The sequence below is a fragment of the Lentzea sp. genome, from assembly GCF_036380075.1.
Taxonomy (GTDB): Bacteria; Actinomycetota; Actinomycetes; order Mycobacteriales; family Pseudonocardiaceae; genus Lentzea.
Genome location: NZ_DASVFL010000100.1, coordinates 49,458 through 70,040, shown reverse-complemented (window position 1 = coordinate 70,040; position 20,583 = coordinate 49,458). Strand labels below are relative to the sequence as shown.

Genomic DNA, 20,583 nt, shown 5'->3' with positions numbered 1-20,583 from the left:
CTCCGGAAAATACTACTGAGACTCGGGCAAGCGAACGGTAACCGCGTCCCACACGGCGGACGCCACTTGTGTTTTCGGCCCGTGCGGGATAGGCGTCTCGGCCCCCTCGGCGGAGAGCAGCCACCCGGCGTTGTCCTCCTGCTCGAACGCTTGGCCGTCGCCGACCGCGTTCACCACCAGGAGGTCGCAGCCCTTGCGCCGGAGCTTGGCGCGGCCGTAGTCGAGCACCGACGTCGTCTCGTCGCCGGTCTCCGCGGCGAACCCGACGATGACCTGACCGTCCCGACGTGCGGAAACGAGCTCCACGAGGATGTCGGGGTTCTTCGTCAGCGCGATCGGGTCGGGGTCGGCGTCGGTCTTCTTGATCTTGTGGCCGGTGAGCGACACGGGCCGGAAGTCGGCGACGGCGGCGGCCATGACGACCACGTCGGCGTCCGCGGCGACCTCGTGCATCGCGTCGCGCAACTCCACGGCGGAGCCCACGCGGACCAGGTCGACACCGGCCGGCGTGGTGAGGTCGGCGGTGTTGCCGGCGACCAAAGTCACTCTCGCACCCCGTTGCGCCGCCACCCGTGCGAGTGCATAGCCCTGCTTGCCGGACGACCGGTTGCCGATGAACCGCACCGGATCGAGTGGTTCTCGGGTGCCGCCGGCCGAGATCGCGACGTGCACGCCCTCCAGCGTGCGCCGCAGGGCCTGGCCCTGGACGAGCAGCAGCCGGGCCAGCTCCACGATCTCGGCGGGGTCGGGCAGGCGGCCCTTGCCGGTGTCCTTGCCGGTGAGGCGGCCGGACGCGGGCTCCGCGACGACGACGCCCCGCGAGCGCAGCAGCTCCACGTTGTGCCGGGTGGCCGGGTGCTCCCACATCTCGGTGTGCATCGCGGGCACCAGCAGGACCGGGCAGCGCGCGGTCAGCAGGGTGTTGGTCAGCAGGTCGTCGGCGAGGCCGTGCGCGGCCTTGGCGATGAGGTTCGCCGTCGCCGGGGCGACCACGACGAGGTCGGCGTTCTGGCCGAGCTTGACGTGCGGCACCTCGTGCACGTCGTCGAACGGGTCCGCGGACACGACCTGACCGGACAGCGCCTCGAACGTGGCGGCGCCCACGAACTTGAGGGCGCCCTCGGTGGGCACGACCCGCACGGAGTGGCCGGATTCGGTCAGCCGGCGCAGAACCTCACAAGCCTTGTACGCGGCGATGCCCCCGCCAACACCCAGAACGATCCTGGGCTTGTCGGGGGCATCAGTGTCACGTGCAGCGGGGTTCAAAGCCTCTCCCTGTGAGCAACGACCGCGAGGTCACGCCCACTAGGGAGGAACCCGCTGGGGGTCCGGGGCTCGCCCCGGCGTGGGGTGTGGGGGCTCGGCCCCCACAAGACACTCGAAGGCGCGATGGCCTGCGCTTTCCGCAGGCACACCTCACCCGGCGACTTCGTCGGTCACTCGCCCTCGGTGTGCTCGAGGAGACCCGCGTGGATCTCGCGGAGCGCGATCGACAGGGGCTTCTCGCGCGGACCCGGCTCGACGAGCGGGCCGACGTACTCGAGCAGGCCCTCGCCGAGCTGCGCGTAGTAGTCGTTGATCTGGCGGGCACGCTTCGCTGCGTAGATCACCAACGCGTACTTCGAGCTCACCTGCTCCAGCAGGTCGTCGATCGGCGGGTTGGTGATGCCCTCCGGGGAACCGGTCAGGTGACCGAGCTCGGTGTGGGTGATCACTATCAGACTCCTGAAATTCGTGGTCCGACCATCAAGGATAGCAAGTCGGCGGCGGCCGACTGCACGTCGGCGTTCACGACGACCTCGTCGAACTCCTTCTCGGCCGCCAGCTCCTCGCGGGCGATCTCGAGGCGGCGTTCGACGACGTCCGGATGTTCGGTTCCTCTGCCGGTCAGCCGGTCGACCAGGTGCTCCCAGGACGGGGGCATCAGCATGACCAGCTGGGCTTCCGGCATCGCCACGCGGACCTGCCTGGCGCCCTGGAGCTCGATCTCGAGCAGGGCGGGGCGGCCGGTGGCCAGAGCTTCTTCGACGGGCCTGCGAGGCGTTCCGTAGCGGTTCCCGGCGAACTCGGCGTGTTCGAGGAACTCGCCCGCGTCCACCATCCGCTGGAACTTCGCGTGGTCTACGAAGTGGTAGTGCACCCCGTCGACCTCGCCCGGCCTCGGCTTCCTGGTGGTCGCCGAGACGGAGAAGTAGACGTCGGGCTGCTGCCTGCGCAGCTCCGCCAGGACGCTGGACTTGCCAACGCCGGACGGCCCGGACAAGACGGTGAGGCGGGGACGGGCAGCGCCCGTCCCCGCCTCGCTGCCAATCACTCTCCGCTGAACTCGGAGAGCAGGGCCTTGCGCTGACGGTCACCGAGACCGCGCAGGCGACGGCTGGGAGCGATCTCGAGGCGCTCCATGATCTGCTGCGCGCGCACCTTGCCGACGCCCGGCAGGGCCTCGAGCAGCGCGGACACCTTCATCTTGCCCAGGACCTCGTCGCTCTCGGCGGCCTTGAGCACGTCCGTCAGGGTCGTGCCGCCGCGCTTGAGGCGCTCCTTGAGCTCAGCCCGAGCGCGACGAGCGGCAGCAGCCTTCTCCAGCGCTGCGGCTCGCTGCTCCTCGGTAAGCTGGGGAAGAGCCACGATTTCCTCCGTGGTGTGGATTCTTTTCGGATCGGTGCCGCGACCGTACCGACCGCAATTGCCTGAGTACAACGCGACCCAGTCAAGAAATCTTCAGCGGTCATGAGTGAGGCGGCGGGTGGTAGTAGTACCAACACCCTCCGGCGGCCTGATCACTGCCTCCGGCAACTCGTCGCCCACGTTACGTGTGCTATGAGGCCGGTGACCAGCGGGGCAGCCGGTGGCGTGGACCCTACCAACACATGTTTCCCCAGGTGAGCGCGCCACACCCCAAAAGTCGTGGCGCGCCCCTCCTCAGAGGCTCTCCTGAACCCTCCGCACGGCGCTGACCAGCGAAGACACGTCCGGTCCGTGCTTGAGAACATCTCGTGAAGAAGTCGGAAAGACGTTGCGCATGTCGGGTCCGAAGAGCCGTTTTAGATCGGCCGCGGAGCCTCCCTGAGCGCCGAAACCGGGCGCCAGAACCGGTCCGTTGAACCGGGAGAGGTCCGCATCCGTTTCCCCGATCGTGGCCCCTACGACGAGACCGACATCGCCGCACGGGGAAATGCCGGAATTCCGGGCGGCTCCGAAATCGATGATCGTCTGCGCCACGGTTCGCCCGTCCGGAGCAACGGCCCGCTGGACCTCCGCTCCCTCGGGGTTGGAGGTGAGCGCGAGCACGAACACGCCCCGGCCGTTCGCCCGGGCCGTGTCGAGCGCGGGCTGCAGCGACCCGAAGCCGAGGAACGGCGACACCGTCACCGCGTCACCGGCCAGCGGCGAGCCCTCGCCCAGGTACGCCTCGGCGTAGGCGGCCATGGTCGAGCCGATGTCGCCGCGCTTGGCGTCCACCAGCACGAGCGTGCCGGAGTCGCGCAGGTCCGCGATCACCCGCTCCAGCACGGCGACGCCCCGCGACCCGTAGGCCTCGAAGAACGCCGCCTGCGGCTTCACCATCGACACCTTGCCGCCGAACGCCTCCACGGCCGTCAGGGCGAACCGTTCGAGGCCCTCGGCGGTCCGCGAGAGGCCCCACGCGTCGAGCAGGCCGGGGTGCGGGTCGATCCCGACGCACAGCGGTCCGTGCGCCTCGGCGGCTTCGGTCAGCCTCTTCCCGAACGTCACGCGTCACCCCGCAGCGCGGCCTGGAGCGCCTGCAGCGGCTGGACGCCGATGTCACCGCGGATGAGCGCCTCGATGCCGTGCACGGCCGCGGCGGCGCCCTGGATCGTGGTGACGCAAGGGATGTCCTTGGCGACGGCGGCGGTGCGGATCTCGTAGCCGTCCACGCGCGGGCCGCTGTTGCCGTACGGCGTGTTGAAGATCATGTCGATCTCGCCGGCCAGGATCATGTCGACGACGTTGCCCTCGCCCTCGAAGTGCTTGCGCACCTCGGTGCACGGGATCCCGTTGCGCTTCAACACCTCCGCGGTGCCCGACGTGGCGAGGATCTGGAAGCCGAGGTCGGCGAGGCGCTTGACCGGGAAGATCATCGCGCGCTTGTCGCGGTTCGCGAAGGACACGAACACCTTGCCGGCGGTGGGAAGCGAGCCGTAGGAGGCCGTCTGCGACTTCGCGAACGCCTTGCCGAACGACGAGTCGATGCCCATGACCTCGCCGGTGGACTTCATCTCCGGGCCCAGCAACGAGTCGACGCCGTGGCCCTCGGGCGTGCGGAAGCGGTGGAACTGCATGACCGCCTCCTTGACCGCGACCGGCGCGTGCTCGGGCAGCCGGGCGCCGTCACCGGTGGCGGGCAGCAGGCCCTCGGTGCGCAGCTCCGCGATCGTGGCGCCCAGCATGACGCGGGACGCCGCCTTGGCCATCGAGACCGCGGTGGCCTTGGACACGAACGGCACCGTGCGCGACGCACGCGGGTTCGCCTCCAGGACGTAGAGGACGTCGTCCTTGAGCGCGTACTGGACGTTCAGCAGCCCCTTGACGCCGATTCCGCGGGCGATGGCCTCGGTGGAACGGCGGACGTTCTCGATGTCGGAGGCGCCGAGCGTGATCGGCGGCAGAGCACACGACGAGTCGCCGGAGTGCACGCCGGCTTCCTCGATGTGTTCCATGACACCGCCGATGAAGACCTCGTCGCCGTCGCACAGGGCGTCGACGTCGATCTCGATGGCGTCGTCGAGGAACCGGTCGACGAGCACCGGGTGCTCCGGGGTGACCTCGGTCGCGCGGGCGATGTACCCGGACAGCGACTCCTCGTCGTACACGATCTCCATGCCGCGGCCGCCGAGGACGTAGGAGGGGCGCACGAGGACCGGGTAGCCGATCTCGTCCGCGATCTCCTTGGCCTCGCCGAACGAGGTGGCGGTGCCGAACTTCGGCGCGGGCAGCCCGGCCTCGGTGAGCACCTTGCCGAACTGGCCGCGGTCCTCGGCGAGGTGGATCGCCTCCGGGGTCGTGCCGACGACGGGCACACCGGCGTCCGAGAGGCGCTTCGCGAGGCCCAGCGGCGTCTGCCCGCCCAGCTGGACGATCACGCCGGCGACCTCGCCGGAGCGCTGCTCGGAGTGCACGACCTCCAGGACGTCCTCGAACGTCAGCGGCTCGAAGTAGAGGCGGTCGGAGGTGTCGTAGTCGGTCGACACGGTCTCGGGGTTGCAGTTGACCATGACGGTCTCGTAGCCGGCCTCCCGCAACGCCATCGCGGCGTGCACGCAGGAGTAGTCGAACTCGATGCCCTGGCCGATGCGGTTCGGGCCGGAGCCCAGGATCAGCACCTTCGGCTTCACCCGCTGCTCCGCGACCTCCGACTCGGCGTTGGGGTCGAGCTCGTAGGCGGAGTAGTGGTACGGCGTCTCGGACTTGAACTCCGCCGCGCACGTGTCGACCGTCTTGTACACCGGCCGCACGCCGAGGCGGTGGCGCAGCGCGCGCACGCCGTCCTCGCCGGCCAGCTCCGGCCGCAGCACGGAGATCTGCCGGTCGGACAGGCCGGCGCGCTTCGCCTTGCGCAGCAACGCCTCGTCGAGCACCGGCGCGTCCAGCAGCTCCGTGCGCAGGGTGCCGAGCCAGGCGATCTGCTCGACGAACCACGGGTCGATGCCCGATGCCTGGTGAACGTCCTCGATGGACGCACCGAGCCGCAGCGCCCGTTCGACCGTGTAGAGCCGGCCGTCGTGACCGCGCTCCAGCTGCTTGAGCGTGGACTCCAGCGTGACGCCCTCGGGATCGGGCTGGGTCCAGAAGCCGACCGACTTCGTCTCGAGCGACCGCAGGGCCTTGCCCAGCGCCTCGACGAAGTTGCGGCCGATGGACATGGCCTCGCCGACCGACTTCATCGTCGTCGTCAGGGTCGGGTCCGCTCCGGGGAACTTCTCGAACGCGAACCGCGGCGCCTTCACGACCACGTAGTCGAGCGTCGGCTCGAACGACGCCGGGGTCTCGCCGGTGATGTCGTTGGTGATCTCGTCGAGCGTGTAGCCGATCGCGAGCTTCGCGGCGATCTTGGCGATCGGGAAGCCCGTCGCCTTCGACGCCAGCGCCGACGAGCGCGACACGCGCGGGTTCATCTCGATGACGACCATGCGGCCGTTCTCGGGGTGGATCGCGAACTGGATGTTGCAGCCGCCGGTGTCGACGCCGACCTCGCGGATGACCTGGATGCCGACGTCGCGCATGTGCTGGTACTCGCGGTCGGTCAGCGTCATCGCGGGCGCCACCGTGACGGAGTCACCGGTGTGCACGCCCATCGGGTCGATGTTCTCGATCGAGCAGATGACGACGACGTTGTCGTTGCGGTCGCGCATCAGCTCGAGCTCGTACTCCTTCCACCCGAGCACGCTCTCCTCGATCAGCACCTCGGTGACCGGGGACTCCTCCAGGCCGATGGCCGCGAGCCGCTCCAGCTCCTCCGCGGTGTAGGCCATGCCGGAACCCAGGCCGCCCATGGTGAACGACGGCCGGATGACGACCGGCAGGCCCAGCTCGGCGACGGTCTTGCGGACCTCGTCCATCGTGTTGCAGACGGCCGAGCGCGGCACCTCGGCGCCGATCTTGCGCACCAGGTCCTTGAAGATCTGCCGGTCCTCGCCGCGCTGGATCGCGTCGACGTTCGCACCGATCAGCTCGACGTTGTACTTCTCCAGCACCCCGCGCTCGTGCAGCGCGATCGCGGTGTTGAGCGCGGTCTGGCCGCCCAGCGTCGCCAGGATCGCGTCCGGGCGCTCCTGCGCGATGACCTTCTCCACGAACTCGGCCGTGATCGGCTCGATGTAGGTGGCGTCGGCGAACTCGGGGTCGGTCATGATCGTCGCCGGGTTGGAGTTCACCAGGCTGACCCTGATGCCCTCCTCCCGCAGCACCCGGCACGCCTGGGTGCCGGAGTAGTCGAACTCGCAGGCCTGACCGATGACGATCGGGCCGGAGCCGATGACCAGGATGTGCTTGAGATCAGTCCTCTTGGGCATGTCAGCGGCCGCCGTTCATCATGGTCACGAACTCGTCGAACAGGGGCGCGGCGTCGTGCGGACCGGCCGCGGCCTCCGGGTGGTACTGCACGGAGAACGCCGGCGCGTCGAGCAGCCGGACGCCCTCGACGGTGCCGTCGTTCGGGCAGTAGTGCGACAGCACGGCGCGGCCGAACTCCGAGGAGAACTCCTCCCCCGGCGTGCCCTCCAGCGCGAACCCGTGGTTCTGCGAGGTGATGGCGACCTTGCCGGTGGTCACGTCGATGACCGGGATGTTGATGCCGCGGTGGCCGTAGCGCATCTTGTACGTGCCGCGGCCGACCGCGCGGCCGAGGATCTGGTTGCCGAAGCAGATGCCGAACAGCGGCAGCTTGCGGCCCAGCGCCTCCTTGGTGAGCGCGATGGCGTGGTCCTGCGTGGCCGGGTCGCCGGGGCCGTTGCTCAGGAACACTCCGTCCGGGCTGACCTTCAGGATGTCGTCGAAGCTGCTCGTCAACGGCAGCACGTGCACCTCGATGCCGCGCGCCGCCATCATCCGCGGGGTGTTCGACTTGATGCCCAGGTCGAGCGCCGCGACGGTGAACTTCTTCTCGCCGATGGCCTCGACGACGTACGGCTCGTCGGTGGTGACGTCGACCGCGAGGTTCGCGCCGACCATCTGCGCGCTCGCCTTGACCTGCTCGACCATCGACGCGTCGTCGGTGAGCCCGGCGCCGGAGAACACGCCGGCGCGCATCGCGCCCTGCTCGCGGATGTGGCGGGTCAGGGTGCGGGTGTCGAGGCCGGAGATGCCGACGACGCCCTGGTTCGCGAGCTCCTCGTCGAGGCCGCGGCGGGACCGCCAGTTGGACGGCGTGCGCGCGGGGTCGCGGACGACGTAGCCCGCGACCCAGATCTTCGACGACTCGTCGTCCTCGTCGTTCCAGCCGGTGTTGCCGATCTGCGGCGCGGTCTGCACCACGATCTGGCGGTGGTAGGAGGGGTCGGTCAGGGTCTCCTGGTAGCCGGTCATGGCCGTGGAGAACACGACCTCGCCGAGCGAGACGCCGGTCGCTCCGTACGCCTCACCGCGGAAGACGCGACCGTCTTCCAGCACCAATGCCGCGTTCGTCACGCCTTGCCCTCCGTGTTCGGTTGCTCCTGGCCGAGTGCCGCGAGCCAGTCGTCGTAAACGTCCTTGTCGTCGCCGCGGAAGCCCGTGTCGAAGAGGTGGCCCTGGTTCTCCCACTGGAGGACCAGCAGTCCCTGCTCGCTGAACATGACCTTCCCGGCGAGCCCGCGGTCGGTGCGGGCGTCCCGGATGGACCCGGCGGGGATGAAGATCGGGGTGGCGCCGACGCGGTCGATCGCGACGCCTTCGGGGACGAGGCTCAGCGTGGCCTCCGCGCGGTGGCCGATGTCGCCGACCTGGACGCGGTCCTGCCAGTTGCCCGCGTTCGTCGTTCCGATGTAGACACCCGTGGTCGCGAGGGTCGCCGCGCCGAGGTTCTCCGGTGTCGCGGGGAACTGCGGCAGGCCGGCCTGCGCGCGCTGGCGTCGCTTCCAGCCGTGCCACATGCCGTAGACGCACAACGCGAAGAAGAGGAGGACCGCCACGGAGAGGAGTACGCGGGTCATTCCGCAATCCTTCCCGCCAGGGCGGTCACCCGGCCACGGAAGATGGTGGCCGTCACCGCGCCGGGCAGCTCCATCCCCTCGAACGGGGTGTTGCCCGCGATGCTCGCGAGCTGAGCGCCGTTCACGGTCCACGTCGCGTCCGGATCGACCAGCACGAGGTTCGCGGGCTCGCCGGCCTCGATCGGACGGCCCTGGTCGGTCAGGCCGGCGATCTCGGCGGGCTTCTCGCTCATCACCCGCGCGACGCCGCGCCAGTCCAGCAGGCCGGTCTTGACCATCGTCTCGACGACGATGCTCAGCGCGGTCTGCAGTCCGAGCATGCCCGGCCTCGCGGCCGACCACTCGCAGTCCTTGTCCTGCACGGCGTGCGGGGCGTGGTCCGTGGCGACGCAGTCGATGGTGCCGTCCGCGAGCGCCTGGCGCAGCGCGTCGACGTCGGTCTGCGTGCGCAGCGGCGGGTTGACCTTGTTGACCGGGTCGTAGGTGGAGAGCCGGTCGTCGGTCAGGATCAGGTGGTGCGGGGTGACCTCGGCGCTGACCTGGGTGCCGCGGGCCTTGGCCCACCTCAGGACGTCGGCGGTGCCGGTGGTGCTGACGTGGCAGACGTGCAGCCGCGCGCCGACCTGCTTGGCGAGCAGGCAGTCGCGGGCGACGATCGACTCCTCGGCGGCGGCCGGCCAGCCCTGCAGGCCCAGGCGCGACGCGTTCTCGCCCTCGTGCGCCTGCGCGCCGATGGTGAGGCGCGGTTCCTCGGCGTGCTGGGCGATGACGGCGCCCAGCGCCTTCGAGTACTCCAGGGCGCGGCGCATGATCAGCGGGTCGTACACGCAGTGGCCGTCGTCGGAGAACACCCGGACGTTCGCCTTGGACTTGGCCATCGTGCCGAGCTCGGCGAGCTTCTCGCCCTTGAGCCCGACGGTGACGGCGCCGACGGGGTGGACGTCGACGAGACCGGCCTCCTGGCCACGGCGGGCGACGTGCTCGACGATGACGGCGTTGTCGGCGACCGGGTCGGTGTTGGCCATCGCGAAGACCGCCGTGTAGCCACCGAGAGCGGCGGCCCGGGAACCCGTCTCGATGGTCTCGGTGTCCTCGCGGCCGGGTTCGCGCAGGTGGGTGTGCAGGTCGACGAAGCCCGGCAGCAGGATCGCGCCGTTGCCCTCGATGACCTCGGCATCGGAGTCCGAGCCCTCCGCGATCACGCCGTCGCGGATCAGCAGGTCGATCGGTTCCCCCTCGCCATAGGGACGAACTCCCTTGAGCAGCAAGGGTTTCACGCGTTTTCCTCCTCGTGGGCGAGCAAGTGGTACAGCACGGCCATGCGCACGTGGACACCGTTGCGGACCTGCTCGGTGATGGCGGCCTGCGGGCTGTCGGCGACGACGGAGGCGATCTCCATGCCGCGCAGCATCGGGCCGGGGTGCAGCACGACGGCGTGCTCGGGCAGCAGCTTCAGGCGCCGCTCGTTGAGGCCGTAGGCGATCGAGTACTCGCGGGAGCTCGGGAAGAACCCGCCGGTCATGCGTTCGGCCTGCACGCGCAGCAGCATCACCGCGTCCTGCGAGGCGAGCTCGGAGTCGATCTCGTGCGAGACGGTGACCGGCCACTTCTCCACGCCCGTGGGCAGGAGCGTCGGCGGGGCCACCAGGGTGACCTCGGCACCGAGCGTGGTGAGCAGGTGCACGTTCGACCGGGCGACGCGGCTGTGCAGGACGTCGCCGACGATCGCGACGCGGCGGCCGTCGAGGCTGCCGAGGCGGTCGCGCAACGTGGCGGCGTCGAGCAGCGCCTGCGTCGGGTGCTCGTGCATGCCGTCGCCCGCGTTCACCACGGACGTGCCGGTGTGCCTGAGCCAGCCCGCGAGCCGGTGGGCGGCACCGGACGCCGGGTGGCGCACGATGACGCAGTCGGCGCCCGCGGCCTGCAACGTCAGGGCGGTGTCCCGGAGACTTTCGCCCTTGCTGACGCTGGAACCGGAGCTGCTGACGTTGATCACGTCGGCGGACATCCACTTGCCGGCGATCTCGAACGACACCCGCGTGCGGGTGCTGTTCTCGTAGAACATCGTGATCACGGTGCGGCCGCGCAGCGTCGGCAGCTTGCGGACCTCGCGGCCGAGCAGCGCCTGCTTCAGCCGGTCCGCGGTGTCGAGGATCGCGATCGCCTGGTCGCGGTCGAGGCCGTCGGTGGAGAGCAGGTGCTTCACTTCAGCACCACTCCGTCGCGGCCGTCGAACTCCTCGAGGTTCACGACGACGTCCTCGTTCTTCGACGTCGGCAGGTTCTTGCCGACGTAGTCCGCGCGGATCGGCAGCTCCCGGTGGCCGCGGTCGACCAGCACGGCGAGCTGCACCGCGCGGGGACGGCCGTGGTCGCGCAGGGCGTCGAGCGCGGCGCGGATGGTGCGGCCGGAGAACAGCACGTCGTCGACGAGCACGACCAGCTTGTCGTCGATGCCGCCCTCGGGCAGCTTCGTGGCCTCCAGCGGCCGCGTGGGGCCTCGGCGCAGGTCGTCGCGGTAGAGGGTGATGTCGAGCGTGCCCTCGTGCACCGTCCGGCCGGAAAATTCGGCGATCTTAGCGGCCAGGCGACGTGCGAGGGGGGCTCCCCGGCTGGGAATACCCATCAAGACGACGTCGGGTGCGCTGGGTGCATCGAGAGCGGTCTTCTCGATGATCTGATGGGCCATTCGGGCGACAGTGCGCGCGACGTCACCGGCCGACAGGATCTCGCGATCCCCGGCCGGATCCGTCGCGCCACGTTGACGTGACGCCACGGCTGGACCTCCTTCCCCGCCTCACTGGACGGGTCCTTAAAGGACGTCGGACACCCGGTTATAGCCGGGCTGACCTGCACGGTATCACCTGTGGACGGTCAACCATCCGAGTGGTGGGCCAGGCGTGGCGCGCGTCTCGTCCCGAGATCAGCTTGACCTGCCGACCACGGCGAGTAATCATTACTCTGCGTATCGATCTAAGCCTCCCCGCAGCACGCCAGTACTGCTGACGGGGCGAATGAACGGAGAACCGCCACATGGGCGACTACGCCAAGGCGCTGGGGGCCAAGCTCCGCGCTATCCGCCAGCAGCAGGGCCTGTCCCTGCACGGCGTCGAGCAGAAGTCCGGCGGTCGCTGGAAGGCCGTGGTCGTCGGCTCGTACGAGCGCGGTGACCGCGCGGTGACCGTGCAGAAGCTGGCCGAGCTGGCCGACTTCTACGGCGTTCCCGTCGCCGAGCTCCTGCCGGAGGGCCGCGTGCCGTCGGGTGCCGAGCCGGCCACCAAGATCGTGATCAACCTCGAACGGCTGCAGCAGCTGCCGGTCGAGAAGGTCGGCCCGCTCGCCCGCTACGCGGCGACCATCCAGTCGCAGCGCGGTGACTACAACGGCAAGGTCCTCTCCATCCGCACCGAGGACCTGCGTTCGCTCGCGATCATCTACGACATGACGCCGGGCGAGCTCACCGAGCAGCTCATCGACTGGGGTGTGCTGCCTCCCGAGGCGCGGCCCGCGAAGGAAGACTGAACTTCCGGCACCCACTTGGAGCAGTGGCTCCCCCGACGTCCTGCCAGTCGCCCTGAGGACGTCGGGGGAGCCACTGCTCCATTGGTGTCAGACCTGCTCACTAGTGTCGGAACTGGGGGAACCCGGCTGGCGCGTGTGTGTGGTGCGCTGCCGTCAGCCTGCGGACGTGCTCTCGGTCCGTGATCGCGTGGATCGCCGCGATACGCCCCTCGCGCACCGTGAACGACACCAGCGCGACCGGTTTGCCGTCGACCACCGACATCAGCCCGGCCTCGCCGCCGACCACCGCGGGCACCATGCACGGCGCCTGCAGCAGCCGCGCCTTGGGCGCGACCATCTCGGCGCCGCGCAGCCACAGGTCCTCCGACCGCAGCGTCACGTCCGCGTCCAGCACCTCGGCTCCCGCCACGAACGCGTCCACGACGCCGCGCTGGCCGTCGAGGTCCACATCGGACACCGGCCGGCCCGCCACCCGCTGCCGCGCCCGAGCCTCGACCTGCGACGCGCCCAGCGGCGTGCGGCCGATCAGCGGCGCGACCCGCTCGAACCCCTCGCCGAACATGTCGTGCAGCACGTAGGCCACGCGTTCGTCCGGCGTCAGCGCGTCGAGCGCCGTCAGCACCCCCAGGCCCACCTCGTCGTTCGGGCCGGGGCTCACCACCGGGTCCGGCATCTCGAAGCCGCGCCGGGCCCGCACGCGCAGCATCGTGAGGCTCACCCGCGCCACCACGGTGCTCAGCCAGCCCGGCTCCCCGGTCTTCTCGATCTTGCGCCTGGCCTCCCGCACGGCGTCGGCGGCCTCGCTGAATCGGCCGAGCATGCGGTAGGCGAGCCTGTCCTCCTGGTCCACGCCGCTGGTCCCCCTTCGTCCGAGCGCCCGTTCAGTACGACACCCGGCAGGCTGGGGATGTGCCCGGAACGGCGGTGGTGATCCTCACGGAATAAGCGCGGCCAGGTAGTCTCCCGGCACCGTGACCACCTCCGACACGGAACTCCTCGCCGACTCGAACCCGCTGCCGTCCGGTCTGGACGCCCGGCTGCTCGACCACCTCACGTTCCTGATCGAGGTCGACAAGCTCAAGACGGTGCTGCGCCAGTCACCTCTCGCCGCGGCCGACCGGCGCGAGAACGACGCGGAGCACTCCTGGCACCTCGCATTGATGGTGATGACCCTCGCCGAGTACGCCGACGAGCCGATCGACGTCGGCCACACGGTCAAGCTCGTCGTCGTCCACGACCTCGTCGAGATCTACGCGGGCGACACACCGCTCTACGACACCGAGGCGGGCGTGAGCCAGCAGGAACGCGAGGACGCCGCCGCGGACCGGTTGTTCGGCCTGCTGCCCGAGGACGCGGGACGCGCGATGCGGGCGTTGTTCGACGAGTTCGAGGCGCGCGAGACGCCGGAAGCGCGGTTCGCCAAGGCGATGGACCGGCTCCAGCCGTTGTTGCTCAACTGGATGGCGCGCGGCGGGACCTGGCGGACGCCCGGCGTGACGGCGGACGACGTGCGGGCGCGCAAGGCGGTGATCGGTGACGCTTCGGCGCCGTTGTGGGAGGCGGCTCAGCGGTTGATCGACGAGGGCGAACGGCGGGGCTGGGCGCGCACCACGCGCTAGGTGACGGACGGCCGCCCCTCCCGTTGCGGGAGGAGCGGCCGTCCGGTCGAAACTACAGGACGGCGCGCAGCTGGTCCGCGATGACCGCGATCCGGCCGAGCACGCCGTTGACGAACCTCGGCGAGTCGTCCGTCGAGAGGCCCTTGGCGAGCTCCACGGCCTCGTCGATGGCCACCGCGTCCGGCACGTCGGCCGCCCACAGCAGCTCGTAGAGACCGATGCGCAGGACCGCGCGGTCGACCGCCGGCATGCGCTGCAGGGTCCAGCCCTCGGCGTGCTCCGAGATCAGGTCGTCGATGCGCGAGCGGTGCGCGGTGACGCCCTCGACCAGGGAGACGGTGTAGTCGTTCACCGGCGGGACGTCCGGCGAGCCGACTCGTTCGGCCAGCAGCGTCACCGGGTCGGTGCCCAGCAGGTCGGCCTCGTAGAGGAAGTCGACCGCGCGCTTGCGGGCCTTGCTCCGAGCACCCATCAGGACTTGTCGCTGATGCGGCCGAGGTAGCGGCCGTCGCGGGTGTCGACCTTGATCTTCTCGCCGGTCGTCACGAACAGCGGAACCTGGATCTCGGCGCCGGTCTCCAGCGTCGCGGGCTTGGTGCCGCCGGTGGAGCGGTCGCCCTGCAGGCCCGGGTCGGTGTGCTGGATGACGAGCTCGACCGAGGTCGGGAGCTCGACGAACAGCGGGACGCCCTCGTGCGTGGCGACCATCGCTTCCTGGTTCTCCAGCATGTAGTTCGCGGCGTCACCGACGGTCTCGGTCGGAACCGGGATCTGGTCGTAGGTGTCACCGTCCATGAAGATGAAGTCGGTGCCTTCCTTGTACAGGTAGGTCATGCCGCGCTTGTCCACGGTGGCGGTCTCGACCTTGGTGCCCGCGTTGAAGGTCTTGTCGACGACCTTCCCGGTCAGCACGTGCTTGAGGGTCGTGCGCACGAAGGCGCCACCCTTGCCGGGCTTGACGTGCTGGAACGCGGTGACGGTCCACAGCTGGCCGTCGAGGTTCAGCACCAGGCCGTTCTTCAGGTCGTTCGTGGTGGCCACGGTGGGATTTCTCCTGTGTTGGACGGGGGTGTCAGACGACCACGAGTTCCTTCGTGGTCAGGGTGAGGAGCTCCGGCCCGCTTGCGCGCACCACGAGGGTGTCCTCGATGCGGACCCCGCCCCGCCCCGGCAAGTAGACGCCGGGCTCGACGGTGACCGCCATACCGGCCGAAAGTGTACCGTCACCTGCCTTCGACAACGCCGGTGCCTCGTGGATCTCCAGGCCGACCCCGTGGCCGAGGCCGTGCACGAACTCGTTCCCGTGCCCCGCCTTCTCGATCACCTCGCGCGACGCGAGGTCGACGTGCCCCGTCCTCATACCCGGCTTCAGCGCGCCACGCCCGGCCGCCTGCGAGCGCGCGACCAGGTCGTACAGGTCGCGCTGCCAGTCGGCGGGCTTGCCGAGGACGAGCGTGCGCGTCATGTCGGAGTGGTAGCCGTCGACGAGCGCGCCGAAGTCGAGCTTGACGAAGTCACCGGTGTGCAGGGTCGCGTCGGTCGGCGAGTGGTGCGGCACCGCGGAGTTCGCGCCGAACGCCACGATCGACGAGAACGACGGCCCCTCGGCGCCGTGGTCGAGCATGCGGCTCTCCAGCTCGCGCGCGACCTCGCGTTCGGTGCGGCCGGCGCGCAGGCCGCCGTGCCCGATCAACGCCGCCAGCGCCCGGTCCGCCGCCGCGCACGCCATCCGCAGCGCCTCGATCTCGACCTCGTCCTTGACCAGCCGCAACGCCTCGACGAGGCCGCCGGCCCTGACCGGCTCGGCCTGGCCCGCCGCCTGCGTGATGCCGTCCAGGCCGTCGACCGTGACGTGGTGGCTCTCGAACCCGAACCGGCCTCTCGCCTTCTTGGCGAGGGCGATGTCGCACGGCCGGTCGATGAGCCGCGGCAGGTCCGGCACCTGCTTCGCGGACTGGGTGAGGTACCGGCCGTCCGTGCAGAACACCGACGCGTCGTCGCCGCGCGCGTCGACCAGCACGGCGGCGTTCGACCCGGTGAACCCGGTGAGATATCGGACGTTCAGGAGGTTCGTGACGAGCAACGCGTCGAGGTTCGCGTTCTGGAGCTTTTGGCGCAGTGCGGTCCGGCGTGCGGCGTAGGACGACATGTCCCGCAGCGTACGACCAGTCCTAAGCTGTGCGCATGCGTCCTTGGTTCGTCCGTGCGTTGTGGATGGGGCTCCTGCACGGGGCCGTGCAGACCGGCGTGTCCGCTGTCGCCGTCCGCAGCCCCGAGGCGAGCTCGGTCCGCCCGATCGCCGTGGCCCTGCTCGTCGCCGCCGCCGTGATCTGGGGCGCGGTGGACACGATGCGCGACCTGGAGGGCCGCGGCATGCAGTGGTTCATCGCCGCGCTGATCGCCGGGCCGTTCGCGGGGGCGCTGGGCGTCGTCGGGTCCTCGCTGCTGGTGGACCAGACCGGGCAGGAGGCGCTGTGGGTGGCGCTGACCGGCGGGGCGGCGTTCACGGCGCTGCTGGTGCTCGTGCCGGCCGGGCTGGGGATGCTGCTGGGCGGCTTCCTGGCGCGGAAGGCTAGTCCGCACCCCTGAGCCGCCGGCCGTCCGGGCGACTCCCCCGCCGCGTTGTCCTCGGCGGCCTCGAACCTGACGCCGACCGGCTGGATCCGCCGCAGCTCCACGGCCTGCCCGTCGAGCGTCACCGACCCCTGCGCATCGGCCATGAAAGAGCGGCAGCCGGACGCGTCGCCGGAGTAGAGGTTGAGCGCGGGATCGGCGAGCGGGCGCCTGGGGCACCTCGCACGCGCGGATGGTCGCACGACCACCGCGTTCGCTGCCTGCTGTTTTATCCATCCGTGCGCGCGACCAGCTCGACCTCGAAACCGTCCTCGTTCTCGAGGAACGCCGCGTAGTGGTCGGGGCCGCCCGCGTGGGGGTGCCGGTCGGCGAACATCAGCCGCCAGCCGTTCGCCCCGGCCTCGTGCGTGAGGCGGTCGACGTCGTCGCGGGTGCCGGCGTGCAGGGCGAGGTGGTTGAGGCCGGCTTTCATCCGATCGTGTGGTCCGGTGAGTGCCGGGGACTGCTCCGCCACGACGTAGGTCTCGCCCTGCCTCCAGCTGACACCCGCGTCCCAGCGCTGGTGCTCGGTCCAGCCCAGCTCGGTGAAGAGCCAGCCCAGGGTGGCCTCGGCACGGGCGAGGTCCGGTACCCACAACTCGACGTGGTGCAGCATCGCGGAATCCTACGATCGGGCCCGTGAAGATCGTCACGAACGGCGGCCGCCCCGACCTGCAGGGCAGCGCCCAGGCACCGCTCCGCGACGGATGGCCCGCCTTCGTGCTGCGCGACCCGGCGTCCGGCCGGTACCGCGACGCCGTGGCCGAGTACTTCCCGCCGCTTCGGCGTGCTGCTCCTGGAGGCCGACGCGGTGCCGGCACGGGCGACCGCGGTCGCCCTGCGGTGGGACGGCCTGCACCTCGACCCCGTGGATCCGGACGCACCAACGGCTCGGCGATGCGCCACCGGTGAGCGCTGCCCGGTCCTGAGCGCTACCTCTTCAGCGACAGCCAGCGCAGCGCGAGCAGGTAGCCCTCGACGCCCAGGCCCACGATCACGCCGTTCGCGATCGCCGAGATGACGCTGTGGTGCCGGAACTCCTCGCGCTGGTGGATGTTCGAGATGTGCACCTCGACCAGGGGCGCGGTGAGCTGGGAGCAGGCGTCGCGGACGGCGATCGAGTAGTGGGTCCAGGCGGCGCCGTTCAGCACGACCGGGGTGGAGGCGTCGGCGGCCTCGTGCAGCCACTCCACCATCTCGCCCTCGTGGTTGGTCTGGCGGACCTCCACCTCGAAGCCGAGCTCGCGGCCCTCCGCCTCGCACAGCGACACCAGGTCGGTGTAGGTGGTGCTGCCGTAGACGTCGGGCTCGCGGGTGCCCAGGCGGTTCAGGTTCGGGCCGTTGAGGACGAGGACCTTCACAGCATGACCTTCCCGGTGCCGGTGGTCGGCTCGGCGGCGACGGCGGAGTAGGCGGCGGCGATCAGGGACGGGTCGGGGCCCTCCAGGCGGCCGGGCTTCGCGAGGCCGTCGAGGACCACGAAGCGGAGCACGCCCGCCTTGTTCTTCTTGTCGACCTTCATGCCCTCCATGAGCTGCGGGAGGGCGTCCGGGTCGTAGGAGGTGGGCAGGCCGAGCAGCTTCAGGACGGACCGGTGGCGGTCGGCGGTCTCGTCGTCCAGGCGGCCGGCCAGGCGGGCCAGCTCGGCGGCGAAGACCAGGCCCACGCTGATGGCCGCGCCGTGGCGCCAGCGGTAGCGCTCGCGGCGTTCGATGGCGTGGCCCAGGGTGTGGCCGTAGTTCAGGATCTCGCGCAGGGACGACTCGCGCAGGTCGTTCGAGACGACGTCGGCCTTGATCTGGATCTTGCGGCGGACGAGCTCGGCGAGCACCTCGCCGGTCGGGTCCAGGGCGAGGGCCGGGTCGGCCTCGATCAGGTCGAGGATGACCGGGTCGGCGATGAAGCCGCCCTTCACGATCTCGGCCATGCCGGCGACGAGCTCGTTGCGCGGCAACGTCTCCAGGGTGGCGAGGTCGACGAAGACGACCTCGGGCTCGTAGAACGTGCCCACGAGGTTCTTGCCCGCGTCGGTGTTGATGCCGGTCTTGCCGCCGACCGCCGCGTCGACCATGCCCAGCAGGGTGGTCGGGATCTGCACCAGGCGCACGCCGCGCATCCAGGTGGAGGCGACGAAGCCCGCGAGGTCGGTGACGGCGCCGCCGCCGAGGCCGACGACGACGTCGGCGCGTGACAGGCCGATCTTGCCGAGCACGTCCCAGCAGAAGCCGGCGACGGCGAGGTCCTTGCCGTCCTCGGCGTCGGGCACCTCGACGCGGTGCGCGTCGATCCCCGTCGCCTTCAGCTCGTCGACCAGCACACCGGCCGTGGCGGCCAGGGTCGGCTGGTGCACGATCGCGACCTTGGACGTGCCCTCGAGGTGGGCGGTGATCTCGCCCAGCAGGCCCCTGCCGATCACCACGACGTACGGCTTCTCGGCGTTGACCTCGACGGTCGTCGGCTCGGTCATTCCCCAGCTCCCTTGATCACCGCGTCGGCCACCTGCTCCGGGTCGAGGGCGTCGGTGAGCACCTCGGTCGTCGCGACCTCGCGGTACAGCGGCAGGCGTGCGTCGAGCAGCGCCTTGAACGTGGCACGCGGGTTGATGCCGGTCAGCAGCGGGCGGTTGGCCGCCAGCCCGGTGCGGCGCACGCCCTCGGCCATGCCCACGTTCAGGAACACGACGGTGTGCCCGCGCAGGCGTTCGCGGGTCGCGGCCGACAGCACCGCTCCCCCGCCGAGCGCCAGCACGCCCTCGTGCTCGACGAGCGCCTTGGCGACCGCTTCCTCTTCCATCGCCCGGAAAACGGTCTCGCCGTCGTCGGTGAAGATGTCCGGGATCGGCTTGCCCGCGAGCGCGACGACGTCCGCGTCGACGTCGCGGAACGGCAGGCCGAGGCGGGCGGCCAGCAGCTCGCTGACAGTGGTCTTGCCCGCGCCGGGCGGGCCGACCACGACGTAGCGCGGGCTCACATGCCCTCCCAGCGGGCTTCCAGGGCCTTGAGGTACGCGTGGGCGTTGCGGCGCGTCTCGTCGAGCGAGTCGCCGCCGAACTTCTCCAGCGCGGCCTCGGCCAGCACCAGCGCCACCACGGACTCCAGCACCACACCGGCGCGCGGCACGGCGCACACGTCGGAGCGCTGGTGGATCGCGACGGCGGCCTCACCGGTGCGGACGTCCACGGTGGACAGTGCGCGCGGGACGGTCGAGATGGGCTTCATGGCGACGCGGGCGCGCAGGACCTCGCCGTTGGTGATGCCGCCCTCGAGACCACCGGCGCGGTTCGAGCGGCGCGTCACGCCGACGGGGCCGCTGCCGCGGTCGATCTCGTCGTGCGCCTGCGAACCCCAGCGCTGGGCGGAGGTGAAACCGTCGCCGATCTCCACGCCCTTCATCGCCTGCACGCCCATGAGCGCGGCGGCCAGCCGGGCGTCGAGGCGGCGGTCCCAGTGCACGTGCGAGCCGAGGCCCGGCGGCAGGCCGTGGACGAGCACCTCGATGACGCCGCCGACCGTGTCGCCTGCCTCCTTGACGGCCTCGACCTCGGCGACCATGGCCTCCGTGCCGCGCGGGTCGAAGCAGCGCGTCGGCGACTCGTCGATCGCCGCCAGGTCGTCGGGCGTGGGCAGGGCCGCGTCCTCGGGCGTCGCCGCCCTGCCGATGGACACGACGTGGCTGAGGACCTGCACGCCGAGCAGCTGCTGCAGGAACTGGCGCGCGACGGTGCCGAGCGCCGTGCGGGCCGCGGTCTCGCGGGCGGAGGCGCGCTCCAGCACCGGGCGGGCCTCGTCGAAGCCGAACTTCTGCATGCCGGGCAGGTCGGCGTGGCCGGGACGCGGCCGCGTCAGCGCCTCGTTGCGGCCGGTGGTCTTGAGCAGGCTCGGGTCGACCGGGTCCGGGGACATGACCGTCTGCCACTTTGGCCACTCGGTGTTGCCGATGGTGACGGCGATCGGACCGCCCTGGGTCCTGCCGTGGCGCACGCCGCCGAGGATCTCGACCTCGTCCTGCTCGAACCCCATCCGGGGCGAGCGGCCGAACCCGAGCCTGCGGCGCCCGAGCTGGGCGACGAGGTCGTCGGTCGTCACCTCGACACCGGCGGGCATGCCCTCCAGGACGGCGACGAGGGCGGGGCCGTGTGACTCTCCAGCGGTGATCCAGCGCAGCACGTTCACAATCCTT

The 20,583-nt window shown here is 70.6% G+C and carries 24 protein-coding genes; 4 read left to right on the top strand and 20 right to left on the bottom strand.

What is annotated here, in order from left to right:
* Positions 1-12 precede the first annotated feature (12 nt).
* The 11 genes from coaBC to pyrR form a co-directional block, all read right to left on the bottom strand.
* Positions 13-1,221 carry a bifunctional phosphopantothenoylcysteine decarboxylase/phosphopantothenate--cysteine ligase CoaBC gene (gene coaBC / locus VF330_RS12165; RefSeq protein WP_330851677.1) on the bottom strand — a complete coding sequence of 403 codons (1,209 nt, stop codon included), beginning with the start codon at positions 1,219-1,221 and terminating at the stop codon, positions 13-15.
* Between the two features lie 215 nt (positions 1,222-1,436).
* Positions 1,437-1,715 carry a DNA-directed RNA polymerase subunit omega gene (gene rpoZ / locus VF330_RS12160; protein WP_045313812.1) on the bottom strand — a complete coding sequence of 93 codons (279 nt, stop codon included), beginning with the start codon at positions 1,713-1,715 and terminating at the stop codon, positions 1,437-1,439.
* A gap of 2 nt (positions 1,716-1,717) precedes the next feature.
* A complete protein-coding gene (gene gmk / locus VF330_RS12155; RefSeq protein WP_414675369.1) occupies positions 1,718-2,314 on the bottom strand; it encodes a guanylate kinase in 597 nt (198 codons plus the stop codon).
* A complete protein-coding gene (mihF, locus tag VF330_RS12150; RefSeq protein WP_030471603.1) occupies positions 2,311-2,628 on the bottom strand; it encodes an integration host factor, actinobacterial type in 318 nt (105 codons plus the stop codon). Before mihF ends, gmk begins: the two co-directional genes overlap by 4 nt.
* 294 nt (positions 2,629-2,922) lie before the next feature.
* The gene (gene pyrF / locus VF330_RS12145) at positions 2,923-3,735 is read right to left on the bottom strand and encodes an orotidine-5'-phosphate decarboxylase (RefSeq protein ID WP_330851650.1); all 813 of its coding nucleotides are present in this window, start codon (positions 3,733-3,735) and stop codon (positions 2,923-2,925) included.
* Positions 3,732-7,034 (bottom strand): carbamoyl-phosphate synthase large subunit, encoded by a 3,303-nt coding sequence (carB, locus tag VF330_RS12140; RefSeq protein WP_330851649.1) that lies wholly within the window; start codon positions 7,032-7,034, stop codon positions 3,732-3,734. The genes pyrF and carB overlap by 4 nt, the downstream gene beginning before the upstream one ends.
* 1 nt (position 7,035) lies before the next feature.
* Positions 7,036-8,148: a glutamine-hydrolyzing carbamoyl-phosphate synthase small subunit gene (gene carA / locus VF330_RS12135; RefSeq protein ID WP_330851648.1), complete on the bottom strand. Its 1,113-nt coding sequence runs from the start codon at positions 8,146-8,148 to the stop codon at positions 7,036-7,038.
* On the bottom strand, positions 8,145-8,651 hold the full coding sequence (locus tag VF330_RS12130) for a transporter (RefSeq protein WP_330851647.1): 507 nt from the start codon (positions 8,649-8,651) through the stop codon (positions 8,145-8,147). Before VF330_RS12130 ends, carA begins: the two co-directional genes overlap by 4 nt.
* The gene (locus VF330_RS12125) at positions 8,648-9,928 is read right to left on the bottom strand and encodes a dihydroorotase (protein ID WP_330851646.1); all 1,281 of its coding nucleotides are present in this window, start codon (positions 9,926-9,928) and stop codon (positions 8,648-8,650) included. Before VF330_RS12125 ends, VF330_RS12130 begins: the two co-directional genes overlap by 4 nt.
* Positions 9,925-10,857 carry an aspartate carbamoyltransferase catalytic subunit gene (locus tag VF330_RS12120; RefSeq protein ID WP_330851645.1) on the bottom strand — a complete coding sequence of 311 codons (933 nt, stop codon included), beginning with the start codon at positions 10,855-10,857 and terminating at the stop codon, positions 9,925-9,927. The genes VF330_RS12125 and VF330_RS12120 overlap by 4 nt, the downstream gene beginning before the upstream one ends.
* The gene (pyrR, locus tag VF330_RS12115; RefSeq protein ID WP_285642317.1) at positions 10,854-11,426 is read right to left on the bottom strand and encodes a bifunctional pyr operon transcriptional regulator/uracil phosphoribosyltransferase PyrR; all 573 of its coding nucleotides are present in this window, start codon (positions 11,424-11,426) and stop codon (positions 10,854-10,856) included. The genes VF330_RS12120 and pyrR overlap by 4 nt, the downstream gene beginning before the upstream one ends.
* Before the next feature lie 257 nt (positions 11,427-11,683).
* On the opposite strand from pyrR, the gene VF330_RS12110 reads away from it, so the two are divergent.
* Positions 11,684-12,172 carry a transcriptional regulator gene (locus tag VF330_RS12110; protein ID WP_030471611.1) on the top strand — a complete coding sequence of 163 codons (489 nt, stop codon included), beginning with the start codon at positions 11,684-11,686 and terminating at the stop codon, positions 12,170-12,172.
* 100 nt (positions 12,173-12,272) lie between these two features.
* Here VF330_RS12110 and VF330_RS12105 read toward each other — a convergent pair whose 3' ends face one another.
* Positions 12,273-13,022 carry an RNA polymerase subunit sigma-70 gene (locus VF330_RS12105; protein ID WP_330851644.1) on the bottom strand — a complete coding sequence of 250 codons (750 nt, stop codon included), beginning with the start codon at positions 13,020-13,022 and terminating at the stop codon, positions 12,273-12,275.
* Positions 13,023-13,143: 121 nt separating this feature from the next.
* Between VF330_RS12105 and VF330_RS12100 the strand changes: the two genes are divergently transcribed.
* Complete coding sequence (locus VF330_RS12100; RefSeq protein WP_330851643.1) at positions 13,144-13,791, top strand: HD domain-containing protein; 648 nt, start codon at positions 13,144-13,146, stop codon at positions 13,789-13,791.
* Positions 13,792-13,843: 52 nt separating this feature from the next.
* On the opposite strand, the gene nusB is transcribed toward VF330_RS12100, so the two are convergent.
* Genes nusB through VF330_RS12085 form a run of 3 tightly spaced genes read right to left on the bottom strand, consistent with a single transcriptional unit; the run spans position 13,844 to position 15,940 of the window.
* Positions 13,844-14,263 carry a transcription antitermination factor NusB gene (nusB, locus tag VF330_RS12095; RefSeq protein WP_330851642.1) on the bottom strand — a complete coding sequence of 140 codons (420 nt, stop codon included), beginning with the start codon at positions 14,261-14,263 and terminating at the stop codon, positions 13,844-13,846.
* On the bottom strand, positions 14,263-14,832 hold the full coding sequence (efp, locus tag VF330_RS12090; RefSeq protein ID WP_330851641.1) for an elongation factor P: 570 nt from the start codon (positions 14,830-14,832) through the stop codon (positions 14,263-14,265). The genes nusB and efp overlap by 1 nt, the downstream gene beginning before the upstream one ends.
* Before the next feature lie 31 nt (positions 14,833-14,863).
* Entirely contained in the window at positions 14,864-15,940 is a 1,077-nt protein-coding gene (locus VF330_RS12085) for a Xaa-Pro peptidase family protein (RefSeq protein ID WP_330851640.1), read from the bottom strand.
* Between the two features lie 35 nt (positions 15,941-15,975).
* Between VF330_RS12085 and VF330_RS12080 the strand changes: the two genes are divergently transcribed.
* Positions 15,976-16,380, top strand: a complete 405-nt coding sequence (locus VF330_RS12080) for a B-4DMT family transporter (RefSeq protein WP_330851639.1) — start codon at positions 15,976-15,978, stop codon at positions 16,378-16,380.
* Positions 16,381-16,633: 253 nt separating this feature from the next.
* Here the strand turns inward: VF330_RS12080 and VF330_RS12075 are convergent, their stop codons facing one another.
* Entirely contained in the window at positions 16,634-17,020 is a 387-nt protein-coding gene (locus VF330_RS12075; protein WP_330851638.1) for a VOC family protein, read from the bottom strand.
* Positions 17,021-17,043: 23 nt separating this feature from the next.
* Here VF330_RS12075 and VF330_RS12070 point away from each other — a divergent pair, with 23 nt between their 5' ends.
* Positions 17,044-17,316 carry a hypothetical protein gene (locus VF330_RS12070; RefSeq protein ID WP_330851637.1) on the top strand — a complete coding sequence of 91 codons (273 nt, stop codon included), beginning with the start codon at positions 17,044-17,046 and terminating at the stop codon, positions 17,314-17,316.
* A 20-nt stretch (positions 17,317-17,336) separates the two neighbouring features.
* Here VF330_RS12070 and aroQ read toward each other — a convergent pair whose 3' ends face one another.
* From aroQ to aroC, 4 genes are read right to left on the bottom strand one after another with little or no spacing between them, the layout of a single operon-like run.
* Complete coding sequence (aroQ, locus tag VF330_RS12065) at positions 17,337-17,765, bottom strand: type II 3-dehydroquinate dehydratase (protein ID WP_330851636.1); 429 nt, start codon at positions 17,763-17,765, stop codon at positions 17,337-17,339.
* Positions 17,762-18,871 (bottom strand): 3-dehydroquinate synthase, encoded by a 1,110-nt coding sequence (gene aroB, locus VF330_RS12060; RefSeq protein WP_330851635.1) that lies wholly within the window; start codon positions 18,869-18,871, stop codon positions 17,762-17,764. Before aroB ends, aroQ begins: the two co-directional genes overlap by 4 nt.
* On the bottom strand, positions 18,868-19,374 hold the full coding sequence (locus tag VF330_RS12055; RefSeq protein WP_330851634.1) for a shikimate kinase: 507 nt from the start codon (positions 19,372-19,374) through the stop codon (positions 18,868-18,870). The genes aroB and VF330_RS12055 overlap by 4 nt, the downstream gene beginning before the upstream one ends.
* Entirely contained in the window at positions 19,371-20,570 is a 1,200-nt protein-coding gene (aroC, locus tag VF330_RS12050) for a chorismate synthase (RefSeq protein ID WP_330851633.1), read from the bottom strand. Before aroC ends, VF330_RS12055 begins: the two co-directional genes overlap by 4 nt.
* Positions 20,571-20,583: the final 13 nt, after the last annotated feature.

Excerpts from the sequence above, each read along its gene's own strand:
- nusB (WP_330851642.1), bottom strand. The coding sequence starts at position 14,263 with ATGGGTGCTCGGAGCAAGGCCCGCAAGCGCGCGGTCGACTTCCTCTAC.
- aroB (WP_330851635.1), bottom strand. The coding sequence starts at position 18,871 with ATGACCGAGCCGACGACCGTCGAGGTCAACGCCGAGAAGCCGTACGTC.
- VF330_RS12075 (WP_330851638.1), bottom strand. The coding sequence starts at position 17,020 with ATGCTGCACCACGTCGAGTTGTGGGTACCGGACCTCGCCCGTGCCGAG.
- VF330_RS12130 (WP_330851647.1), bottom strand. The coding sequence starts at position 8,651 with ATGACCCGCGTACTCCTCTCCGTGGCGGTCCTCCTCTTCTTCGCGTTG.
- VF330_RS12110 (WP_030471611.1), top strand. The coding sequence starts at position 11,684 with ATGGGCGACTACGCCAAGGCGCTGGGGGCCAAGCTCCGCGCTATCCGC.
- VF330_RS12080 (WP_330851639.1), top strand. The coding sequence starts at position 15,976 with ATGCGTCCTTGGTTCGTCCGTGCGTTGTGGATGGGGCTCCTGCACGGG.
- VF330_RS12085 (WP_330851640.1), bottom strand. The coding sequence starts at position 15,940 with ATGTCGTCCTACGCCGCACGCCGGACCGCACTGCGCCAAAAGCTCCAG.
- carB (WP_330851649.1), bottom strand. The coding sequence starts at position 7,034 with ATGCCCAAGAGGACTGATCTCAAGCACATCCTGGTCATCGGCTCCGGC.